General features: G+C 64.6%; 19 protein-coding genes and 1 tRNA gene. 14 read left to right on the top strand and 6 right to left on the bottom strand.

The features are described 5' to 3' along the window. The first annotated feature begins 1 nt into the window (after window position 1). The 7 genes from lolB (at window position 2) to hisC (ending at window position 5,402) form a co-directional block, all read left to right on the top strand. Window positions 2-634, top strand: coding sequence for a lipoprotein insertase outer membrane protein LolB (gene lolB, locus VSR34_RS03840; RefSeq protein WP_342961902.1), 633 nt, complete (start codon window positions 2-4; stop codon window positions 632-634). Window positions 635-709: 75 nt separating this feature from the next. Continuing rightward, on the top strand, window positions 710-1,612 hold the full coding sequence (gene ispE, locus VSR34_RS03845; RefSeq protein ID WP_028230019.1) for a 4-(cytidine 5'-diphospho)-2-C-methyl-D-erythritol kinase: 903 nt from the start codon (window positions 710-712) through the stop codon (window positions 1,610-1,612). 52 nt (window positions 1,613-1,664) lie between these two features. Next, window positions 1,665-1,741 (top strand) — tRNA-Gln (locus VSR34_RS03850). An 87-nt stretch (window positions 1,742-1,828) separates the two neighbouring features. Next, window positions 1,829-2,785 carry a ribose-phosphate pyrophosphokinase gene (locus VSR34_RS03855; protein WP_028209335.1) on the top strand — a complete coding sequence of 319 codons (957 nt, stop codon included), beginning with the start codon at window positions 1,829-1,831 and terminating at the stop codon, window positions 2,783-2,785. 166 nt (window positions 2,786-2,951) lie between these two features. Continuing rightward, entirely contained in the window at window positions 2,952-3,560 is a 609-nt protein-coding gene (locus VSR34_RS03860; RefSeq protein WP_028209334.1) for a 50S ribosomal protein L25/general stress protein Ctc, read from the top strand. Window positions 3,561-3,706: 146 nt separating this feature from the next. Further along, window positions 3,707-4,309 (top strand): aminoacyl-tRNA hydrolase, encoded by a 603-nt coding sequence (gene pth, locus VSR34_RS03865; RefSeq protein WP_028209333.1) that lies wholly within the window; start codon window positions 3,707-3,709, stop codon window positions 4,307-4,309. 13 nt (window positions 4,310-4,322) lie between these two features. Beyond that, window positions 4,323-5,402, top strand: a complete 1,080-nt coding sequence (hisC, locus tag VSR34_RS03870) for a histidinol-phosphate transaminase (protein ID WP_028230018.1) — start codon at window positions 4,323-4,325, stop codon at window positions 5,400-5,402. A 69-nt stretch (window positions 5,403-5,471) separates the two neighbouring features. On the opposite strand, the gene VSR34_RS03875 is transcribed toward hisC, so the two are convergent. From VSR34_RS03875 to rsmD, 3 genes are all read right to left on the bottom strand, one after another. Continuing rightward, window positions 5,472-5,732 carry a YfhL family 4Fe-4S dicluster ferredoxin gene (locus VSR34_RS03875; protein WP_028230017.1) on the bottom strand — a complete coding sequence of 87 codons (261 nt, stop codon included), beginning with the start codon at window positions 5,730-5,732 and terminating at the stop codon, window positions 5,472-5,474. Between the two features lie 87 nt (window positions 5,733-5,819). Continuing rightward, window positions 5,820-6,317: a pantetheine-phosphate adenylyltransferase gene (coaD, locus tag VSR34_RS03880; RefSeq protein WP_028209330.1), complete on the bottom strand. Its 498-nt coding sequence runs from the start codon at window positions 6,315-6,317 to the stop codon at window positions 5,820-5,822. 108 nt (window positions 6,318-6,425) lie between these two features. Next, window positions 6,426-7,064, bottom strand: coding sequence for a 16S rRNA (guanine(966)-N(2))-methyltransferase RsmD (rsmD, locus tag VSR34_RS03885; RefSeq protein WP_028230016.1), 639 nt, complete (start codon window positions 7,062-7,064; stop codon window positions 6,426-6,428). A 285-nt stretch (window positions 7,065-7,349) separates the two neighbouring features. Here rsmD and ftsY point away from each other — a divergent pair, with 285 nt between their 5' ends. After that, the gene (gene ftsY / locus VSR34_RS03890; RefSeq protein WP_342961903.1) at window positions 7,350-8,513 is read left to right on the top strand and encodes a signal recognition particle-docking protein FtsY; all 1,164 of its coding nucleotides are present in this window, start codon (window positions 7,350-7,352) and stop codon (window positions 8,511-8,513) included. Between the two features lie 81 nt (window positions 8,514-8,594). Here the strand turns inward: ftsY and maiA are convergent, their stop codons facing one another. Further along, window positions 8,595-9,242, bottom strand: coding sequence for a maleylacetoacetate isomerase (gene maiA / locus VSR34_RS03895; protein ID WP_342961904.1), 648 nt, complete (start codon window positions 9,240-9,242; stop codon window positions 8,595-8,597). A 58-nt stretch (window positions 9,243-9,300) separates the two neighbouring features. Beyond that, window positions 9,301-9,999, bottom strand: coding sequence for a fumarylacetoacetate hydrolase family protein (locus VSR34_RS03900; RefSeq protein ID WP_342961905.1), 699 nt, complete (start codon window positions 9,997-9,999; stop codon window positions 9,301-9,303). A gap of 304 nt (window positions 10,000-10,303) precedes the next feature. Here VSR34_RS03900 and ybiB point away from each other — a divergent pair, with 304 nt between their 5' ends. Further along, window positions 10,304-11,269 carry a DNA-binding protein YbiB gene (gene ybiB / locus VSR34_RS03905; protein ID WP_342961906.1) on the top strand — a complete coding sequence of 322 codons (966 nt, stop codon included), beginning with the start codon at window positions 10,304-10,306 and terminating at the stop codon, window positions 11,267-11,269. A 551-nt stretch (window positions 11,270-11,820) separates the two neighbouring features. Then, window positions 11,821-13,467, top strand: coding sequence for a 2-isopropylmalate synthase (gene leuA, locus VSR34_RS03910; RefSeq protein WP_342961907.1), 1,647 nt, complete (start codon window positions 11,821-11,823; stop codon window positions 13,465-13,467). A gap of 153 nt (window positions 13,468-13,620) precedes the next feature. On the opposite strand, the gene VSR34_RS03915 is transcribed toward leuA, so the two are convergent. Next, window positions 13,621-14,004 carry a nuclear transport factor 2 family protein gene (locus VSR34_RS03915; RefSeq protein ID WP_028209323.1) on the bottom strand — a complete coding sequence of 128 codons (384 nt, stop codon included), beginning with the start codon at window positions 14,002-14,004 and terminating at the stop codon, window positions 13,621-13,623. A 559-nt stretch (window positions 14,005-14,563) separates the two neighbouring features. Between VSR34_RS03915 and rpoH the strand changes: the two genes are divergently transcribed. The 4 genes from rpoH to cydB all read left to right on the top strand — a co-directional run bounded on the left by rpoH (window position 14,564) and on the right by cydB (window position 18,732). Next, the gene (gene rpoH / locus VSR34_RS03920; RefSeq protein WP_028209322.1) at window positions 14,564-15,499 is read left to right on the top strand and encodes an RNA polymerase sigma factor RpoH; all 936 of its coding nucleotides are present in this window, start codon (window positions 14,564-14,566) and stop codon (window positions 15,497-15,499) included. 204 nt (window positions 15,500-15,703) lie between these two features. Then, window positions 15,704-15,988, top strand: a complete 285-nt coding sequence (gene cydP / locus VSR34_RS03925; RefSeq protein ID WP_028230009.1) for a cytochrome oxidase putative small subunit CydP — start codon at window positions 15,704-15,706, stop codon at window positions 15,986-15,988. After that, a complete protein-coding gene (locus tag VSR34_RS03930; protein WP_342961908.1) occupies window positions 15,975-17,564 on the top strand; it encodes a cytochrome ubiquinol oxidase subunit I in 1,590 nt (529 codons plus the stop codon). The genes cydP and VSR34_RS03930 overlap by 14 nt, the downstream gene beginning before the upstream one ends. Before the next feature lie 31 nt (window positions 17,565-17,595). Continuing rightward, window positions 17,596-18,732: a cytochrome d ubiquinol oxidase subunit II gene (cydB, locus tag VSR34_RS03935; RefSeq protein WP_342961909.1), complete on the top strand. Its 1,137-nt coding sequence runs from the start codon at window positions 17,596-17,598 to the stop codon at window positions 18,730-18,732. Window positions 18,733-18,741: the final 9 nt, after the last annotated feature.

Consider the following 18,741-nt stretch of genomic DNA (forward strand, 5'->3'; position numbering starts at 1 on the left):
GATGGCCCTCCCCGCAGCGCGCGTCGCCCGTTTCGCGCGGCGCGCGTCGCTCGGCGCCGCGGCAGCGGCGCTCCTCGTGCTCGCAGGGTGCGCCACGCAGCAACCGCCGCGTCAACCGTCCACCTCGAACGCCACGACCTCGCTCAGCACGCAGACGAACCGCGCCTATCACGGCCGCTTCGCCGTGCAGTACGTCGACCAGAACGGTCAGCAGCGCAATGCCTACGGCAACTTCGACTGGCACGAGACCGACTCCACGGTGACGCTGCAACTGCTCAACCCGCTCGGCCAAACGCTTGCGCTCGTGACTTCCGCGCCTTCCCAGGCCACGCTTGAGCTGCCGAACCGCCAGCCGCTCACGGCCGACAACGTGAGCACGCTCATGCAGCAGGCGCTCGGTTTCGCGCTGCCCGTGGAAGGACTGCGCTACTGGCTGCAGCCGTCGGTTGCGCCCACGTCGCACGCGCGTACTGCGCCCGACCCGCAGGATCCGCAACGGCTCTCGCAGATCGAGCAGGACGGCTGGACCATCGATTACGTCGCTTACGCCGATGCGCCCGCGACCGCCGTGAAGCGCGTCAATCTCACGCGCGACGAGCCGCCGTTGCAGATCAGGCTGGTGCTCGACCAGTAAGCGCGCAGGCGCGCCTCCGGGGCGCTACCCATCACCCGTATTTCCGGGCCGGCACTCGCCGGCCGCGAAGGTATCATGATCGAAACCCAGGACTCGCTGCGCGACTGCCTCGCGCCCGCGAAACTCAATCTCTTCCTGCACATCACGGGCCGCCGCCCCAACGGCTACCACGATCTGCAAACCGTGTTTCAGCTTCTCGACTGGGGCGACACGCTACATTTCACACGCCGTCGCGACGGCCGCATCACGCGCACCGTCGAAGTGGAAGGTGTACCTGCCGAAGACGACCTCACTGTCCGCGCGGCGAAGCTGCTCAAGGAGTACACGGGCACGACCGAAGGCGTCGAAATCGATATCGAAAAGCGACTGCCGATGGGCGCCGGACTCGGCGGCGGCAGTTCGGACGCGGCCACCACGCTGCTCGCGCTCAACCGTCTCTGGAAGCTCAACTTGCAGCGCGAGGCGTTGCAGGCGCTCGCACTCAAGCTGGGCGCGGATGTGCCGTTTTTCGTGTTCGGAAAAAATGCGTTCGCCGAGGGTGTTGGCGAAGCCCTCGAGGCTGTACAATTGCCCCCGCGTCATTTTTTGGTGGTGACGCCGCGGGTACATGTTCCTACTTCTGAGATTTTTTCAGAAAAGTCATTGACAAGGGACACAAAGACCTGCACAATAGCAGTCTTTCTTGCACAGCATGCAACGCAGAACGGATGGCCAGATAGTTTCGGTCATAACGATATGCAAGCGGTTGTCGCGGGAAAATACGCGGAAGTAGCGCAGGTGCTTCGATGGTTTGAAAGTGTTTCAAACAGTATCGCGCCAGCGCGGATGACCGGATCGGGTGCCAGCGTTTTTGCAGCATTCGCCAGTCGGTCCGGGGCAGAAGCGGCGCAAGCCAGACTGCTCGCGGAACAACCGGACTGGAGAAGCGCGGTAGCCTCGAGTCTGGATACGCATCCACTCTTCGCTTTCGCGGCATAGTTTTGCGTGGCTGATCGGACCTAGCCGGCCAGCCAGGCTCAAAGTTGAGTGTAGGGGAGTCGCCAAGTTGGTTAAGGCACCGGATTTTGATTCCGGCATGCGAGGGTTCGAGTCCTTCCTCCCCTGCCAAGATTTCAGGCAGTTCGCTCTGTGGGTTACCCGGAGCAATTCGCCTAAGTAGTTCCTCTCGCCCCCCAAGTCCGCAGCAGGTGCATGATGAGCAGCCATGACGGCCTGATGGTTTTTACTGGCAACGCAAATCCGGCGCTTGCTCAGGAAGTCGTCAAGATCCTCGGTATTCCCCTCGGCAAGGCTATGGTTAGCCGCTTCTCCGACGGTGAAATCCAGGTCGAAATCCAGGAAAACGTGCGTGGCAAGGACGTCTTCGTCCTCCAGTCGACCTGCGCACCGACCAACGACAACCTGATGGAACTGATGATCATGGTCGATGCGCTCAAGCGCGCATCCGCAGGCCGGATCACTGCAGCCATTCCCTACTTCGGCTATGCCCGTCAAGACCGCCGCCCCCGTTCGGCGCGCGTCGCCATCTCGGCGAAGGTCGTGGCGAACATGCTGGAAATCGCCGGCGTCGAGCGGATCATCACGATGGATCTGCATGCCGACCAGATCCAGGGCTTTTTCGATATTCCCGTCGACAACATCTACGCTACGCCCGTGCTGCTCGGCGATCTGCGCAAGCAGAACTACGAGAACCTGCTGGTCGTTTCGCCGGACGTCGGCGGCGTGGTGCGCGCCCGTGCGCTCGCCAAGCAACTGAACTGCGATCTCGCGATCATCGACAAGCGTCGTCCGAAGGCGAACGTCGCCGAAGTGATGAACATCATCGGTGAAGTCGAAGGCCGCACCTGCGTGATCATGGACGACATGGTCGACACCGCCGGCACGCTCTGCAAAGCCGCGCAAGTGCTGAAGGAACGCGGCGCGAAGAAGGTGTTCGCTTACGCCACGCACCCGGTTCTCTCGGGTGGCGCGGGCGAGCGCATCGCCGCATCGGCGCTCGACGAACTGGTCGTCACCGACACGATTCCGCTGGGCGCCGAAGCGCGTTCGTGCGCGAAGATCCGCTCGCTCACGAGCGCAGGCCTGCTCGCCGAAACGTTCTCGCGTATCCGCCGCGGCGACTCGGTGATGTCGCTCTTCGCGGAAAGCTGACAAGCATTGACGCGCAAGGCGCGGCGTTCGCAAGAATGCCGCGCTTTTGCACGTAATCGGCGCGAACGGACGAAGGTTCGCGCTGCATCGCCGGGGGCCCGAAGGCAGTCATTTGCTGAAGGCCCCGTTTTACTGCCTGGTCGCGGGCAGTGCATTGGAGAATCAAATGAAAGTCGTCGCTTTTGAGCGTAGCGTGCAAGGTACGGGTGCGAGCCGCCGCCTGCGCAACGCTGGCAAGACCCCTGGCATCGTGTACGGTGTCGGCGCCGAGCCGCAACTGGTCGAACTCGACCACAACGCGCTGTGGCACGCCCTGAAGAAGGAAGCCTTCCACTCGTCGATCCTCGACCTCGAAGTGGCCGGCAAGTCGCAGCAAGTTCTGCTGCGCGACGTGCAATACCACCCGTTCCGTCAGCTCGTGCTGCACGTGGACTTCCAGCGCGTGGATCCGAACAAGAAGATCCACACGAAGGTGCCCCTGCACTTCATGAACCAGGAAACCAACCCGGCCGTCAAGCTGGGTGGCGCGATCATCTCGCACGTCCTCGCCGAAATCGAAGTGGTGTGCCTGCCGGGCGCGCTGCCGGAATTCCTCGAAGTCGACCTCGCGAAGATCGAAGCGGGTCAATCGCTGCACGCCAAGGACATCACCCTGCCGGCAGGCGTGACGCTGGTTGCGCACGTCGAAGCGGAAAACCCGGTCGTCGCGTCGGCACCGGTGCCGGCTGGCGCCCAGGCCGCTGCTGAAGGCGAAGAAGCGCCGGCTGCGGAGTAAGCGCAGCGGCGAAGAGCCGATCCTCTCGATCCGTTTCCCTGAAACGGACGACGTGACCCGCCGCGGTTCGCCCCGGCGGGTTTTTTTTCGCACTTTTTCGTACACTTGCGGATCGATTCAGCGATTCACGCAGGCGGAACACCACAATGATCAGGTTGATCGTCGGGCTCGGCAATCCGGGCGCCGAATACACGGCGACGCGCCACAACGCGGGCTTCTGGTTCGTGGACCAGCTCGCGCGCGAAGCCGGTACGACGCTGCGCGACGAGCGGCGCTTCCACGGCCACTATGCGAAGGCTCGCCTCTACGGCGAGGAAGTGCATCTGCTCGAGCCGCAGACGTACATGAACCGCTCGGGCCAGTCGGTCGTCGCGCTCGCGAACTTCTTCAAGATCCTGCCCGACGAGATCCTCGTCGCGCACGACGAGCTCGACTTGCCGCCCGGCTCGGTCAAGCTCAAGCTCGGCGGCGGCAGCGGCGGCCACAACGGGCTGAAGGACATTTCCGCGCATCTTTCCACGCAGCAGTACTGGCGTCTGCGCGTCGGCATCGGTCACCCGCGCGACCTGATTCCCGAGGGCGCACGCGCGGGTGCGAAGCCCGATGTCGCGAACTTCGTGCTCAAGCCCCCGCGCCGCGAGGAACAGGACGTCATCGATGCGTCGATCGAGCGCGCGCTCGCGGTCATGCCGACCTTCGTGAAAGGCGAGGCTGAGCGCGCAGTCATGCAGCTGCATCGAACCAGCTGAAAAGGAGAGCGTTTTGAGTCGTTACTGGAGTGACATCGTCCACAGCCTCGTGCCCTACGTGCCCGGCGAACAGCCCGCGCTCGCGAAGCCGGTCAAGCTCAACACCAACGAGAATCCGTATGCGCCTTCTCCCCGCGTGCTGGAGGCGATCCGACACGAGTTGGGAGAAACGGGCGAGTCGCTGCGCCGCTATCCCGATCCCGTCGCGAAGCGACTGCGCGCCGCAGTCGCTGCGCATCACGGCATTCGCGTGGAGCAGGTATTCGTCGGCAACGGCTCCGACGAGGTGCTCGCGCACGCCTTCCAGGCGCTCCTCAAGCACGACAGGCCAATACTTTTCCCCGACATCACCTACAGCTTCTACCCGACCTATGCGCGGCTCTATGAAGTCGAATACCGCACCGTGCCGCTTACCGGGGAGTTCGCGATTCGCATCGACGATTACCTCCCGCGAGCCGGCAACGAGCATGGCGGCGTGATCTTCCCGAATCCGAACGCGCCCACGGGCCATGCGCTGCCGCTCGCCGAGATCGAGCGGCTGGTAGCGGCCAACACGGAAACGGTGGTGGTGATCGACGAGGCGTATGTGGATTTCGGCGCGGAATCGGCAATCGCGCTGATCGACCGCTATCCGAATCTGCTCGTCGTGCACACGACGTCTAAATCGCGTTCGCTCGCGGGCATGCGCGTGGGTTTCGCGTTCGGCCACGCCGACCTGATCGATGCGCTCAATCGCGTGAAGGACAGCTTCAATTCGTACCCGCTCGACCGGCTTGCGCAGGCCGCCGCGACGGCCGCTTATGAGGATGACGAGTGGCTGCGAATGACTAGCGCGCGAGTAATCGCCAGCCGCGAGCGGCTCACGACCGCGCTCGCGGCGCTCGGTTTCGAAGTCGTTCCCTCGGCGGCGAATTTCGTCTTCGCGAAGCATCCCGCGCACGATGCGTCAGCAATCGCGGCCCGGTTGCGCGAAAAAGAGATCTTCGTGCGCCACTTCAACGCACCGCGCGTGAACCAGCACTTGCGGATTTCGATCGGTACGGATGCCGAATGCGATACGCTCGTCGACGCGTTGAAGGGCATCGTCGCGTAACAGCAGGGCAAGACGGAATAAAAAACGCGCCGGTTGGCGCGTTTTTTATTTGCCGTTCGATCTGGCGCGTCAGGCGTTGTTCTTCGCCGCCATCAGCGCGTGGTACTTCTGCATCAATTGCTCCGGCGACTCGATGTGCTCCGGATTCCTGGGGATGCACTCCACGGGGCACACCTGGATGCACTGCGGCTCGTCGAAATGACCGACACACTCGGTGCACTTGCCAGGATCGATCACATAGATTTCCGGGCCCATCGATATCGCGTCGTTGGGGCACTCGGGCTCGCAGACGTCGCAATTGATGCACTCGTCGGTAATCATCAGGGCCATGCTTATCTCACTTCCTGCCGGCGCGCGGGCCGGTAACACACGTTGCTCGACCCGATAGTTTACGCTTGTTTCGCCATGCGTTCACGCCTACGCAACGGGGCCGCCCATCGAAGCCACCTTGTCCTCCAAACGCTTTTCCACCGAAGGAAACACGAACTTGCTGACATCCCCGCCCAGCTGGGCGATTTCACGCACGATCGTGCCCGAAATGAACTGGTACTGGTCAGAGGGCGTCATGAACATCGTCTCGACGTCGGGCAGCAGGTAGCGGTTCATGCCCGCCATCTGGAACTCGTATTCGAAGTCCGACACCGCCCGCAGGCCGCGCACGATCACGCGCGCATTGTTGGTGCGCACGAAGTCCTTGAGGAGCCCCTTGAAGCTCATGACCTGGACGTTCGGGTAGTGACCGAGCACCTCGTGGGCGATTTCGAGCCGCTCGTTGAGCGAGAAGAAGGGCTTCTTGTTGCGGCTGTCCGCAACGCCGACTACCAGCGTGTCGAAAATGCTCGACGCGCGCCGCACGAGATCCTCGTGACCGCGTGTGAGCGGATCGAAGGTACCGGGGTACACGGCGACTACCATGAGGCTTCTCCTCTCAACGGAAATGGGGCGCAATGCAGCGCCGTGGCGACGCATGCGCATTCGCGTGCGTGACGGCCAGGCCGCCCGCCTCTTCTTATCGAACGCGCATTATTCCTCATTTTCGCGCTGCAGCAAATGATAGTGAACCGCCCCTGCCTTGCCTTCGCGCGCCACGACCCAGCCCGCCAGCGCAGGCTGCGCGGCCGGATCGATCGCCTGGCCCGACTCGACGTAGAGCCAGCCGTCCGGGGCGACCAGCGGCGCGGCCAACTCGAGCGAGCGATCGAGCAGCGCGGTGTCGCCAAACGGCGGATCGAGGAAGACGACGTCGAACGAGCCCGGCGCGAGATTGGCCGCGAGGCGCAGCGCATCGGCCTCCGCGATTTCGATCGTGCGCGCGCCGAGGCGCGCCTGATTCGCGCGCAACTGCGCGGCCGCGCGTGCGCTGCGCTCCACCATCACGACGCGCGCCGCGCCGCGCGAGGCCGCTTCGAAGCCAAGCCCGCCGCTGCCCGCGAAGAGGTCGAGGCAGCGCAAGCCGTCCAGCCGCTGACCCAGCCAGTTGAAGAGCGTTTCGCGCACGCGGTCGGGCGTCGGACGTAGGCCGTCCAGATCCAGCACCGGCAGCGGCGTGCGTTTCCAGTCGCCGCCGATGATGCGGATCGTGTGCGTGCCGCCGCCACGTGCGCGTGGATCGGACTGACGGGAGCGGGCGCCCTGGCCGCGCGGAGAAGAAGAACGGGTCATGCGTTGGGTCGTATGGCTTGTTTGTACTGCACTTGACCGCAGGCATTCAGCCTGCCGGCGGAACTGGAATGCGGTGGCCTGGCGCAACGTTTTCGCATCGCGCCCTCCAATGCGCGCACGTTACCACAGGGGCGCTCACGTGCCGCACGGACGCCGCAACGACGCGGCAGCGACTCCGGCGAATGCGCCTGATAAAATGCCGTGTTTTCCGCGCGTTACCTCCTCCCATGCCGTCGCTGACCGCCCCTCGGTCCGACCCGCAACGCGCCTGACCCACCTCAGACCATGTTCAGTTTCTTCAAACGATTCCGCGGCTCGAAGGACGCCGAAAACGCGCCGACAGACGCCGCCGACGTCGCCGACTCCCCCGGCGCGCCCGAAGCGCCGGCCGCCGAGGCACGCGAGGCGCCGTCCATTTCGCCAGCCGTAACCGCGCCGGCCGCGAGCGCCCCGGCGAAGCCGATCGAGCCGCCGCAAACCACCGGCCCGGACGCCGACGAACCCGAAGCGGTCGAGATCGTCCCGCCGCCCGCGCCCGAGCCCGCGGCGAAGCAATCGTGGCTCACGCGCCTGAAGTCGGGCCTGTCCAAAACGAGCTCGAATATCCAGAGCATCTTCGTCAATGCGAAGATCGACGACGATCTCTACGAAGAGCTCGAAACCGCGCTGCTGATGTCGGATGCGGGCGTCGACGCGACCGAATATCTGCTCGAACAGCTGCGCCAGAAAGTGCGCGCCGAGCGCCTGACCGACGCCCAGCAGGTGAAGAACGCGCTGCGCGAGCTGCTGATCGGTCTGCTTGAGCCGCTCCAGAAGTCGATGATGCTCGGCCGCGCGCAGCCACTCGTGATGATGATCGCGGGCGTGAACGGCGCGGGCAAGACCACGAGCATCGGCAAGCTCGCCAAGCACCTGCAGCGCTTCGACCAGAGCGTGCTGCTCGCCGCCGGCGACACGTTCCGCGCGGCCGCGCGCGAACAGCTCGCCATCTGGGGCGAGCGCAACAACGTGACGGTCGTGCAGCAGGAAAGCGGCGACCCGGCCGCGGTGATCTTCGACGCGGTGAGCGCCGCGCGCGCGCGCCGCATCGACGTGGTGATGGCCGACACCGCAGGCCGCCTGCCCACGCAATTGCACCTGATGGACGAACTGAAGAAGGTCAAGCGCGTGATCGGCAAAGCGTTCGATGGCGCGCCGCACGAGGTGCTGCTGGTGATCGACGCGAATACCGGCCAGAACGCGCTTGCCCAGGTCAAGGCATTCGACGACGCGCTCGGCCTGACCGGCCTCATCGTCACGAAGCTCGACGGCACGGCCAAGGGTGGCATTCTCGCCGCGATCGCGCGGCAACGGCCTGTGCCCGTGTACTTCATCGGCGTGGGCGAAAAGGTCGAAGACCTCCAGCCGTTCGTGGCCGAAGAGTTCGTCGATGCGCTTCTTGGCAGCTAAAGGCGCGCTATTGTCCGGCTTTGAATGCAAGCAGGGCGTCGTTCTCGCGAACGACGCCCTTTTTTTGTGCACGCCTGAGGCTTACTCCGAATCGGGCTGCACGCCCGGCTCGGCGCGCGCGAACGCATCGAGCGTGAGCGCGTAGTCGTTGATGCGCTGAATGGTCGGGTAACGCGTCGTGTCGATCTTGAAGCGGTTCGCGTTGTAGACCTGCGGCACGAGGCAGAGGTCGGCGATGGTCGGCGTGTCGCCATAACAGAGCTTGCCCGTGCGCGCATCGCCGGCGAGCCGCTGTTCGAGCGTCGCGAAACCCGACTCGATCCAGTGGCGGTACCAGGCGTCCTTCGTCGCATCGTCGACGCCCACCGAATGCTTGAGGTACTTCAGCACGCGCAGGTTGTTCAGCGGGTGAATCTCGCACGCCACCTGCAGCGCGAGCGAGCGCACGTGCGCGCGATCGGCGGGCGACTTCGGCAGGAGCGGCGGCTCGGGGTGCGTCTCCTCGAGGTATTCGATGATCGCGAGCGATTGCTGGATCGTGTGCGCTTCGTCGTCGACGAAGGTTGGCACGATCGCGTCAGGATTGACCTGGCGGTAGGCCGGCTTGAGCTGCTCGCCGCCTTCGCGCACGAGGTGGACGGGCACGTATTCGTACGGCAGGCCCTTCACGTTCAGCGCAATACGTACGCGATACGACGCCGAACTGCGGAAATAGCTATAAAGCTTCATGCTCCTCTTGCTCCTCTTGTCTCGAATCTGGATGCGGCTTGCGCCCGGTTTGCGCCGCTCAAACGACCCGCACGGCGAATTCGCCGATACCGTCCACGCCGCCCGTCATCACGTCGCCCTTGACCACGGCGCCCACGCCTTCGGGCGTGCCAGTGAAGATCAGGTCGCCGGCCTTCAGCTCAAACAACGTCGAAAGAAACGCGATCGTGTCGGCGACCGGCCAGATCATCTGCGAAATATCTGAACGCTGTTTGTCCTCGCCGTTGACGGCGAGCCAGATCTCGCCTTTCGCGAGCTGCCCGATCTGCGAAACCGGGTGTATCGGACCAATGGGCGCGGAGTGGTCGAAGCCCTTTGCCGTGTCCCACGGACGGCCGAGTTTCTTCGCTTCGCCTTGCAGGTCCCGGCGCGTCATGTCGAGACCGAGCGCGTAGCCGTAGACATGGTCGAGCGCGCTCGCGACAGGAATGTCCTTGCCGCCCTTGCCGATCGCCGCGACGAGTTCCATTTCGAAATGCACGTTTTGCGACTGCGCGGGATACGGGAACTCGGCGGTCGAGCCGGGCGCGACGTAGAGCAGAGCATCGGCGGGCTTGGAGAAGAAGAACGGGGGCTCGCGCTCAGGATCGTGGCCCATCTCGCGTGCATGCGCCTCGTAATTGCGGCCAACGCAGTAGATGCGCCGCACCGGGAAGCGTTGGTCGCTGCCGGCCACCGGCACCGAGGCGAGCGGCGTCGGTTCGAATACATACGTCATGGGAGTTCTCCGTCTTTGTGATGGGGCGGGCGCGAGGCCCGCGGGCCAGTGGACTTGCGAGGCTCGTCAGGCGCGGCGGCGGGGCAGGCGCCCCGCCCGGAACATCCGCGAGTGTAACGCGCGACAGTGGGCATGCGCGGCGCAGCTTTCGCGCGGCCGACGGCCAGGTACGGCGGGCAAGTTGTGCCACGCTCATGCGATACTTGGCCGATCCCCATTCCTGTACGACGGCGGCCTGCTGCGTCGCGTAGCGTTTGCCGCGCTCGATGCAACCGCAATGCCGCTGAACGAACCACGCTTGCCCATGACGACCGCCGACTCCATCGACATCTTTCCCTGCGCCCGCTTCATCAAGGAGATCGGCCGCGGACCGAATGGCGCGCGCGCTCTCTCACCCGAAGACACCCGCGCGCTCTACGCCGCGATGCTCGAAGGGCGCGTGCCCGAACTGGAACTCGGTGCGGTGCTGCTCGCTTACCGCCTCAAGGGCGAGACCGCGGACGAGCTCGCAGCCATGCTGTCGGCCGCGCACGCCTCATTCGCGCCCCTCGTGGTACCGCATGGCGACTACCGGCCCGTGTCGATCCCGAGCTACAACGGCGCGCGCAAGCAGCCGAATCTCGTGCCGCTGCTCGCGATGCTGCTCGCGCGCGAAGGCGTGCCGACGCTCGTGCACGGCGTCACCACCGATCCGGGCCGCGTGACGAGCGCGGAAATTTTCGCGGCCCTGAACCAGCCCGAAGCGCGCGATCACGCCGGGATCGAGGCGCTGCTGGCCTCGCGCCGCGTGGCGTTTGCATCGATCGAGACGCTCGCGCCGCAACTCGCGCGCCTGCTCTCGCTGCGCCGGCGCATGGGCGTGCGCAATTCCACCCACACGCTCGTGAAGCTGCTGCAGCCGTTCGCCGAGCCGGGCCTGCGGCTCGTGAACTACACCCACCCGCCGTATCGCGAGAGCCTGAGCGCCCTCTTCGCGGCGCATCCGGAAGCCGCGGCGGGCGGCGCGCTGCTCGCGCGCGGCACCGAAGGCGAGGCGGTCGCAGATACGCGCCGCCAGGTCCAGGTGGACTGGCTCCACGACGGCATATGCGAGACGCTGATCGCCCCGGAGCGCTCGTCGCCTGAGGCCCCCGATGTCGATCTTCCTGAAGGCCGCGACGCCCCCACTACCGCCGCATGGATCAACGCCGTGCTGCGGGGAGAAGCACCGGTGCCCGAAGCACTCGCGCGCCAGGTCGAGACGATCAAGCGGATCGCGAAGCGCGCCTGACTTCGCCGCCCGCGCGTGCGCCGTTCGCGAAACGCGCGCAAGCGCCTTCAGCAAGCTTTTGCGCTGATCTTCGTGCATCTTCACTCGCACCTGCCGCCCATTCGCCGTTGACACATCCGCCCAACCTGGCTTACATTGGACAAATGCGTTCCTTCCCGAACACCCTCCGAATTACCTTCGGCCGTCTAGCGGCCCTATCGCTACGTCTAGCGTAAGCCAGGCGTAGCGCTGCGCGACCACCTCTTCGGTCGTGTAGTCCTCCCAAAGCAGTTCTCGCAGTACCCCAAACCCGTAGTTTTCTTACAACCTGTCGTCTCTATTCGTCCGTTTACCGCCCGGACGAGTCGCGAGGGTCAAAATGCACGTTGCATGGGCATCGTTTTCGTCGTCTTCGTTCGCAGCCGCGATGGCCACCACCATCGCCATCATTGCCGCGTTCGTCACGTCGGTTCGTTCCACCCGTTCGTCTGCAGCCGTGCCGCCCCGTCGTCAGCAAGCGAGCCGCCCGCTCACGACCGCCATCGCACACGACAAAACGAACGAGGCATGCCATGTTGCGTAATCCCGCCGAGAAGTACCGCCCCTTTCCCGCCGTCCGTTTGAATGGCCGACGCTGGCCCACGCGCACCGTCGAGCGCGCGCCGATCTGGATGAGCACGGACTTGCGCGACGGCAACCAGTCGCTCATCGAGCCCATGAACATCGCGCAGAAGACCGAGTTCTTCGAGATGCTCGTGGCGATCGGCTTCAAGGAAATCGAAGTCGGCTTTCCGTCGGCGTCGCAGACCGACTTCGATTTCGTGCGCAAGCTGATCGAGGAAAAGCGCATACCCGACGACGTGACGATCGAAGTGCTCGTGCAGTCGCGCGAAGACCTCATCGCACGCACCTTCGAAGCGCTCGAGGGCGTGCCGCGCGCCATCGTGCATCTCTACAACGCGATTTGCCCGTCGTTCCGCAAAATCGTCTTCGGGCAATCGAAGGACGACGTGAAGGCGCTCGCGGTGGACGGCACACGCATGATCCGCGAACACGCGGACAAACATCCGGAAACGCACTGGATCTACCAGTACTCGCCGGAAACGTTCAGCATGACCGAGCTCACGTTCGCGCGTGAAGTGTGCGACGCGGTTGCACAAACCTGGCGCCCGACACGCGATCACAAGATGATCGTGAACCTGCCGGCCACCGTCGAAGCCGCGATGCCCAACGTCTATGCCGACCAGATCGAGTGGATGGACCGCAATCTCGCCTACCGCGACAGCATCATTCTCTCCGTGCATCCGCATAACGACCGCGGCACCGCCGTCGCCGCGGCCGAAATGGCGCTGCTTGCGGGCGCGGACCGCATCGAAGGCTGCCTGTTCGGCAACGGCGAGCGCACCGGCAACGTCGATCTCGTCACGCTGGCGATGAACCTCTACACGCAGGGCATCGACCCAGGCCTCGACTTCTCCGACATCGACGCCGTGCGCCGCGTGGTCGAGCGCTGCAACCAGCTTCCCGTGCATCCGCGCCAACCGTACGCGGGCGACCTCGTGTTCACGGCCTTTTCGGGTTCGCACCAGGACGCGATCCGCAAGGGCTTCGCCCAGCAACGCCCGGACGCCATCTGGGAAGTGCCCTATCTGCCGATCGATCCCGCCGACCTCGGCCGCAGCTATGACGCCGTGATCCGCGTGAACAGCCAGTCGGGCAAGGGGGGCGCCACGTATCTGCTCGAGCGCGGCATGGGCTTCACGCCGCCGCGCCGCGTGCAGATCGAGTTCAGCCACGCGGTGCAGAGCGTCGCCGATACATCGGGCGAGGAAATCACCGGCGATGCCGTATGCGCGCTGTTCGCTCGCGAGTACTTCGAGACACATGCGCCGGCGGCCCACGTGGGCGCGGGACGCGCGCGCTGGGAAGGCCGCGACGTGGCGATACCGTCCGCCGCCGGCGCTGACGAGGCGCATGCGCGAGCCGTCGCCGCCGCTATCGCGGCCGTGGCCGGCGAGGGTATTGAAATCGCGTCGTTCGAGACCGCGCACACGGCCCACGGTGCGACGGCCATATTCGTCGGCGCGCGCGTGGGGGGCCAGCCTTTGCGCCACGGCGTCGGCGTCGCCGACGACGCGGTCCATGCGTGCGTGGCGGCCGTCGTCAGCGCGGTCAATCGCGCGGACTGGCCGCACGTGGATCGCCGTGCGGCGGCGTGACGTGGGGCACGCAGGAGATTCGCGCGCAACACGGAAGATCGTTCGAGTTTCAGCAGGAAAGCGGCGGCATTGTTGAGCGCCAGCGGCAAACGGGCCGCCGGCGTGCGCCTGAAACGCCTTATCCGGCGCTTCAGCGAGTGGACTTACCGGTCGTCACTCGATCGCGCAACGGGTCGCCTGCCACGCGAGCAAACGCCATTGACCGTTCTCGTGCGTCAGGATCGCCGTGTAGGCGATGGGAAAGAGCAGCGCGCCGTTGTTCGCTTCCATTTCGATGAGCACGCGCCCCGACACGACGCAGGCTTCGTTGCCCGCGTGCACCACCTCCTGCGACTGGATCTCGATTTGCCGGTAGCGCCGGCGCCCGCCCGTGATCGCGTCGATGAACTGCTGCTTGGTCTCCCGTTTGCCGTTCGTATGGACGAACGTCGCCTGGTCGGACAACAACCGGTCCAGCGATGCGCCGTCGCCGTCCACCATCGCGCGAAAGCGCTCGCGCTCCAGACCGCGAATCGCATCGATTAGTTTTGCCGCCATCGATCGAGCCCCTTGCGCGCCGGTCCGCGCGGCTCCCGCGGACCGGCGCTGAAGATTATCTCCATGCGCCTCCGCTGCAATTTATACCAGGATTTGGCGCATGGATACTTGCGATCAAAGGAGCCACCCCCATCTGGAAACGGCATGCGGGCAGCGACCCGCTGGCGATGGCCGGCCCTCCCTCGCCGCGCCCTGACGTCGCAGTGCAGCACTTTCGGCTTTGTCCGATGTCTATTTGTCGATTGATGTCCGCGCGCGGCACGTCTACCGGAATTCGCTCATTCAACCCTTTTTTCCCGCTCGGCGCCTCGAATTCGCGTTCCGGTTCTAGAGTGTTCCTTCGGACCACCCCCAGCCCGAACCTGCGCTGGCTTTCGAGCCCCGCCCCGCTTGGCGCCCAGCTTTTGGTGTAATCTATCGATACATCAATGTCGATAGAAATCGAGGAACCTTGAAGCCCTACCAGACTCCAAGTATTAGCACTCGGTAATTCAGAGTGCTAACATCCACCGTGGAGTCGCTGTCTGACTTTTTGCAAGATTCCTGAGGAGTTCGCTACGTGAGCAACGCAATGACCATGACCCTTCCGAGTACGCTGAGCCCGTCGTCGGCCAAGGCCGGGGGTTCACTGGCGCTCGCGAATGCTTCCCTGCTGCCCGGCCAGCTGGGCAACATCGACGCCTACATCCAGGCCGTGAACCGGATCCCGATGTTGACGCCGCAAGAGGAGCGCCAGTTCGCGACCGAGTTTCGCGAGCAAAACAATCTCGAGGGCGCCCGCCGTCTGGTGCTGTCGCACCTTCGCCTCGTGGTGTCGATTGCGCGCAATTACCTGGGCTATGGCCTGCCGCACGCCGACCTGATCCAGGAAGGCAACATCGGCCTGATGAAGGCCGTGAAGCGTTTCGACCCCGAGCAGAACGTTCGCCTCGTGTCGTACGCGATGCACTGGATCAAGGCTGAGATCCACGAGTACATCCTGCGCAACTGGCGCATGGTGAAGGTCGCGACGACCAAGGCGCAGCGCAAGCTGTTCTTCAACCTGCGCAGCCACAAGCAGGGCCTGCAGTCGTTCACGCCGGAGGAAATCGACGGCCTCGCGCAGGAACTCAATGTGAAGCGCGAAGAAGTCGTAGAGATGGAAACGCGCCTCTCGGGCGCCGACATCGCGCTCGAAGGCCAGACCGAAGACGGCGAGGAGTCGTTCGCCCCGATCGCCTGGCTCGCCGACTCGCACAGCGAGCCGAGCGCCGTGCTGGCCGCGCGTTCGCGCGACCGCCTGCAATCCGACGGCATTGCGAGCGCGCTGGAGGCGCTGGACGCGCGCAGCCGCCGCATCATCGAGGCGCGCTGGCTCAACGTCGAAGACGACGGTTCGGGCGGCTCGACGCTGCACGAACTGGCCGACGAGTTCGGCGTATCGGCCGAGCGCATTCGCCAGATCGAGGCGAGCGCCATGAAGAAGATGCGCACCGCGCTCGCTGACTACGCGTAAGCGCCAGTCTCGAAGTTCCCCCGAAGCCCCGTTCACCGAACGGGGCTTTTCTTTTGCGCGCGCCGCGTCTCCCGGCGTCGGGCTGACAGCGCCTGCGCACCTTCGCGACGCCCTCGCTGATTCCGCCCTAAGATGATTTCGAGGTGATGAGCCCCAGACCGCCCTGCGGTCTGGCCTCGCAACGCGTTCGGGGGCACCAACGTCATGATCCCGGCATCTGGCCAACGCCAGCGCACACCGTCGCCGCTGCGCACGCGGATCCTCCAGTGGATGCGCGGGCCGACCTTCGCGCGCGACATCGCCCTCGTTCTCGCCGTCAAGCTCGTCCTTCTGATGGCGCTCAAATACGCCTTCTTCAATCACCCGCAGGCAGAAGACATGAACATGCCGCCTGCCGCCGTCGCTCGCGCCATTCTCGACGTGCCCGCGCCAACGGCGCCAGCGCGGGAAACGCCATCGCAACGAGGGGATCGCCATGCCCACGATTGAATCAGTGGATCTTTCGCGTCTTCAGTTCGCCATCACCGCGCTTTATCACTTTCTGTTCGTGCCGCTCACGCTCGGCCTCTCCTGGATGCTCGTCATCATGGAGTCCGTGTATGTCATGACGGGCAAAGAGATCTACAAGGACATGACGCTCTTCTGGGGCAAACTCTTCGCCATCAACTTCGCGATGGGCGTGACCACCGGCCTCACGATGGAGTTCCAGTTCGGCACCAACTGGTCGTACTACTCCCATTACGTAGGCGATATTTTCGGCGTGCCGCTCGCCGTGGAAGGACTCGCGGCCTTTTTCCTCGAATCGACCTTCGTCGGGCTGTTCTTCTTCGGCTGGAACCGTCTGTCCAAAGGCGCGCATCTTCTCACCACGTTCCTCGTCGCGCTCGGCTCGAATCTTTCGGCGCTGTGGATTCTCATCGCCAACGCGTGGATGCAGAACCCCGTCGGCGCGGAATTCAACTACGAAACCATGCGCATGGAGCTCACCAGCCTGTTCCAGGTGATCTTCAACCCCGTCGCGCAGGTGAAGTTCGTGCACACGGTGTCGGCCGGCTATGTGACGGCCTCCATGTTCGTGCTCGGCATTTCGTCGTGGTATCTGCTGCGCCGCCGCGACGTGGAGTTCGCGCTGCGCTCGTTCGCCATCGCCGCTGGCTTCGGACTTGCCTCGACGCTGTGCGTGCTGCTGCTCGGCGACGAATCAGGCTATACCGACGGCGAAGTGCAGCAGGTCAAGCTCGCCGCCATCGAGTCCGAATGGGAGACCTCGCCCGCCCCCGCCCCGTTCACGCTGTTCGGCTTGCCCAACCAGCGGGAGGAGCGCACCGACTTCGAGATCCGCATTCCGTGGCTGATGGGCATCATCGCCACCCGCTCGCTCGACACACCGGTGATTGGCCTGAAGGACCTCATGGGCCGCGCCGAGGTGCGCATCCGCAACGGCATGCTCGCCTACGCCGCGCTACAGAAGATGAAGGAAGGCACCGCCGACACAGCATCGCGCAACGTGTTCGACGCGCACAAGGCCGACCTGGGCTACGGCCTGCTCCTGAAACGGTTCACGCCGAACGTCGTCGACGCCACTTCCGAGCAGATTCGGGCCGCGTCGAGAACGGCAATCCCGCCTGTCGCGCCCGTGTTCTGGTCGTTCCGTCTGATGGTGGGTCTCGGCATCCTGTTTCTCGGGACTTTCGTGCTCGCCTTCTGGTTCTGTGCGCAGCGCTCGCTGCTCAAAGGCAGCCGGCGCTGGTTCCTGCGCTGGGCCCTGCTGGCGATTCCGCTGCCCTGGCTCGCGGCCGAATTGGGCTGGGTCGTCGCGGAACTCGGCCGCCAGCCGTGGACCATCGCCGAAGTGCTGCCCACCCGTCTCTCGGCTTCGAGCCTCGCGCCCGGCGACGTCATGCTCAGTATCGGGGGCTTCGTGTTTTTCTACACGCTGCTCTTCATCATTGAGATCACGCTGATGTTCAAGTACGCGCGCCTCGGCCCTTCGTCGCTGCATACGGGCCGTTACCACCACGAGCAGAACGTGGCCGAAGTGACCCGCAGCAGCAACGTCGCCTGACGCGCCCGCGAACGCCAAAAGGAACCACACCATGGACTATGACACGCTCAAATTGATCTGGTGGGTGCTGATCGGCGTGCTGCTGATCGGCTTTGCGCTTACCGACGGCTTCGACATGGGCGCGACCGTCCTGCTGCCCTTCATCGGCAAGACCGACGAAGAGCGCCGCATCGTCATCAACACGGTCGGCGCGACCTGGGAGGGCAACCAGGTCTGGTTCATCACGGCGGGCGGTGCGATGTTCGCCGCCTGGCCGCTTGCCTATGCGGCGTCTTTCTCGGGTTTCTATTTCGCGATGCTGCTCGTGCTCTTTTCGCTGTTCTTCCGGCCCGTGGGCTTCGACTACCGGGGCAAGCGCGTCGATGTGAGGTGGCGCCAGGGGTGGGACCTGGGCCTCTTCGTCGGCGGCTTCGTGCCGGCGCTCGTCTTTGGCGTCGCGTTCGGCAATTTGCTGCAGGGCGTGCCGTTCGCTTTCGACAGCGATTTGCGCGTGACGTATCACGGCAGCTTCTTCGGACTCCTCAATCCGTTCGCGCTGCTCTGCGGGCTCCTGAGCCTTTCCATGCTCACGGCGCACGGCGCCGCTTTCGTGAAAATGAAGAGCGACGGCGTCGTCGCCGCCCGCGCATCGAACGCACTGCGGCTCTTCGCGGGACTCACCATCGTGTTGTTCGTCGTCGCAGGCGCACTCGTGGCGACACTCATCGGCGGGTACACGATTACCTCGCCCGCGCCTCCCGACACGGTGGCCAATCCGCTGCTGAAAAGCGTCGACGCGGGGCCCGGGCTCTGGCTCGCGAATTACGGGCTCTATCCGTGGATGGCAGCGGCGCCGGTGGTGGGCTTGCTTGGCGGCGCGCTCGCCTTCGCGCTCGCGGGCTCGCGCTTCGAGCGGCTCGTATTTCTGTGCACCGGGCTTCAGATCGTCGGCGTGATTCTCACGGCGGGCTTCTCGATGTTCCCGTTCATCATGCCCTCGTCGCTCGACCTGCGTTCGAGCCTGACGGTCTGGGACGCGACCTCGAGCAAGATGACGCTCGAGATCATGCTCGTGGCCGTCGTCATTTTCCTGCCGATCGTGCTCGGCTACACCGCCTGGGTCTATCGCGTCATGCGCGGCAAGATCACGTCCCGTGCGATACGGGAAAACGAGCACACGTTGTACTAGGGCCTGTTC

The organism is Paraburkholderia sp. JHI2823 (genome assembly GCF_038900695.1).
In the GTDB taxonomy this organism is placed as follows: Bacteria; Pseudomonadota; Gammaproteobacteria; order Burkholderiales; family Burkholderiaceae; genus Paraburkholderia; species Paraburkholderia mimosarum.

Coding starts and splice junctions, on each gene's coding strand:
- rsmD (WP_028230016.1), bottom strand. CDS start 7,064: ATGACCCGTTCTTCTTCTCCGCGCGGCCAGGGCGCCCGCTCCCGTCAG.
- ftsY (WP_342961903.1), top strand. CDS start 7,350: ATGTTCAGTTTCTTCAAACGATTCCGCGGCTCGAAGGACGCCGAAAAC.
- VSR34_RS03855 (WP_028209335.1), top strand. CDS start 1,829: ATGAGCAGCCATGACGGCCTGATGGTTTTTACTGGCAACGCAAATCCG.
- VSR34_RS03900 (WP_342961905.1), bottom strand. CDS start 9,999: ATGACGTATGTATTCGAACCGACGCCGCTCGCCTCGGTGCCGGTGGCC.
- coaD (WP_028209330.1), bottom strand. CDS start 6,317: ATGGTAGTCGCCGTGTACCCCGGTACCTTCGATCCGCTCACACGCGGT.
- leuA (WP_342961907.1), top strand. CDS start 11,821: ATGTTGCGTAATCCCGCCGAGAAGTACCGCCCCTTTCCCGCCGTCCGT.
- cydP (WP_028230009.1), top strand. CDS start 15,704: ATGATCCCGGCATCTGGCCAACGCCAGCGCACACCGTCGCCGCTGCGC.
- VSR34_RS03875 (WP_028230017.1), bottom strand. CDS start 5,732: ATGGCCCTGATGATTACCGACGAGTGCATCAATTGCGACGTCTGCGAG.
- maiA (WP_342961904.1), bottom strand. CDS start 9,242: ATGAAGCTTTATAGCTATTTCCGCAGTTCGGCGTCGTATCGCGTACGT.
- VSR34_RS03915 (WP_028209323.1), bottom strand. CDS start 14,004: ATGGCGGCAAAACTAATCGATGCGATTCGCGGTCTGGAGCGCGAGCGC.
- ybiB (WP_342961906.1), top strand. CDS start 10,304: ATGACGACCGCCGACTCCATCGACATCTTTCCCTGCGCCCGCTTCATC.
- lolB (WP_342961902.1), top strand. CDS start 2: ATGGCCCTCCCCGCAGCGCGCGTCGCCCGTTTCGCGCGGCGCGCGTCG.
- cydB (WP_342961909.1), top strand. CDS start 17,596: ATGGACTATGACACGCTCAAATTGATCTGGTGGGTGCTGATCGGCGTG.
- VSR34_RS03860 (WP_028209334.1), top strand. CDS start 2,952: ATGAAAGTCGTCGCTTTTGAGCGTAGCGTGCAAGGTACGGGTGCGAGC.
- ispE (WP_028230019.1), top strand. CDS start 710: ATGATCGAAACCCAGGACTCGCTGCGCGACTGCCTCGCGCCCGCGAAA.
- pth (WP_028209333.1), top strand. CDS start 3,707: ATGATCAGGTTGATCGTCGGGCTCGGCAATCCGGGCGCCGAATACACG.
- VSR34_RS03930 (WP_342961908.1), top strand. CDS start 15,975: ATGCCCACGATTGAATCAGTGGATCTTTCGCGTCTTCAGTTCGCCATC.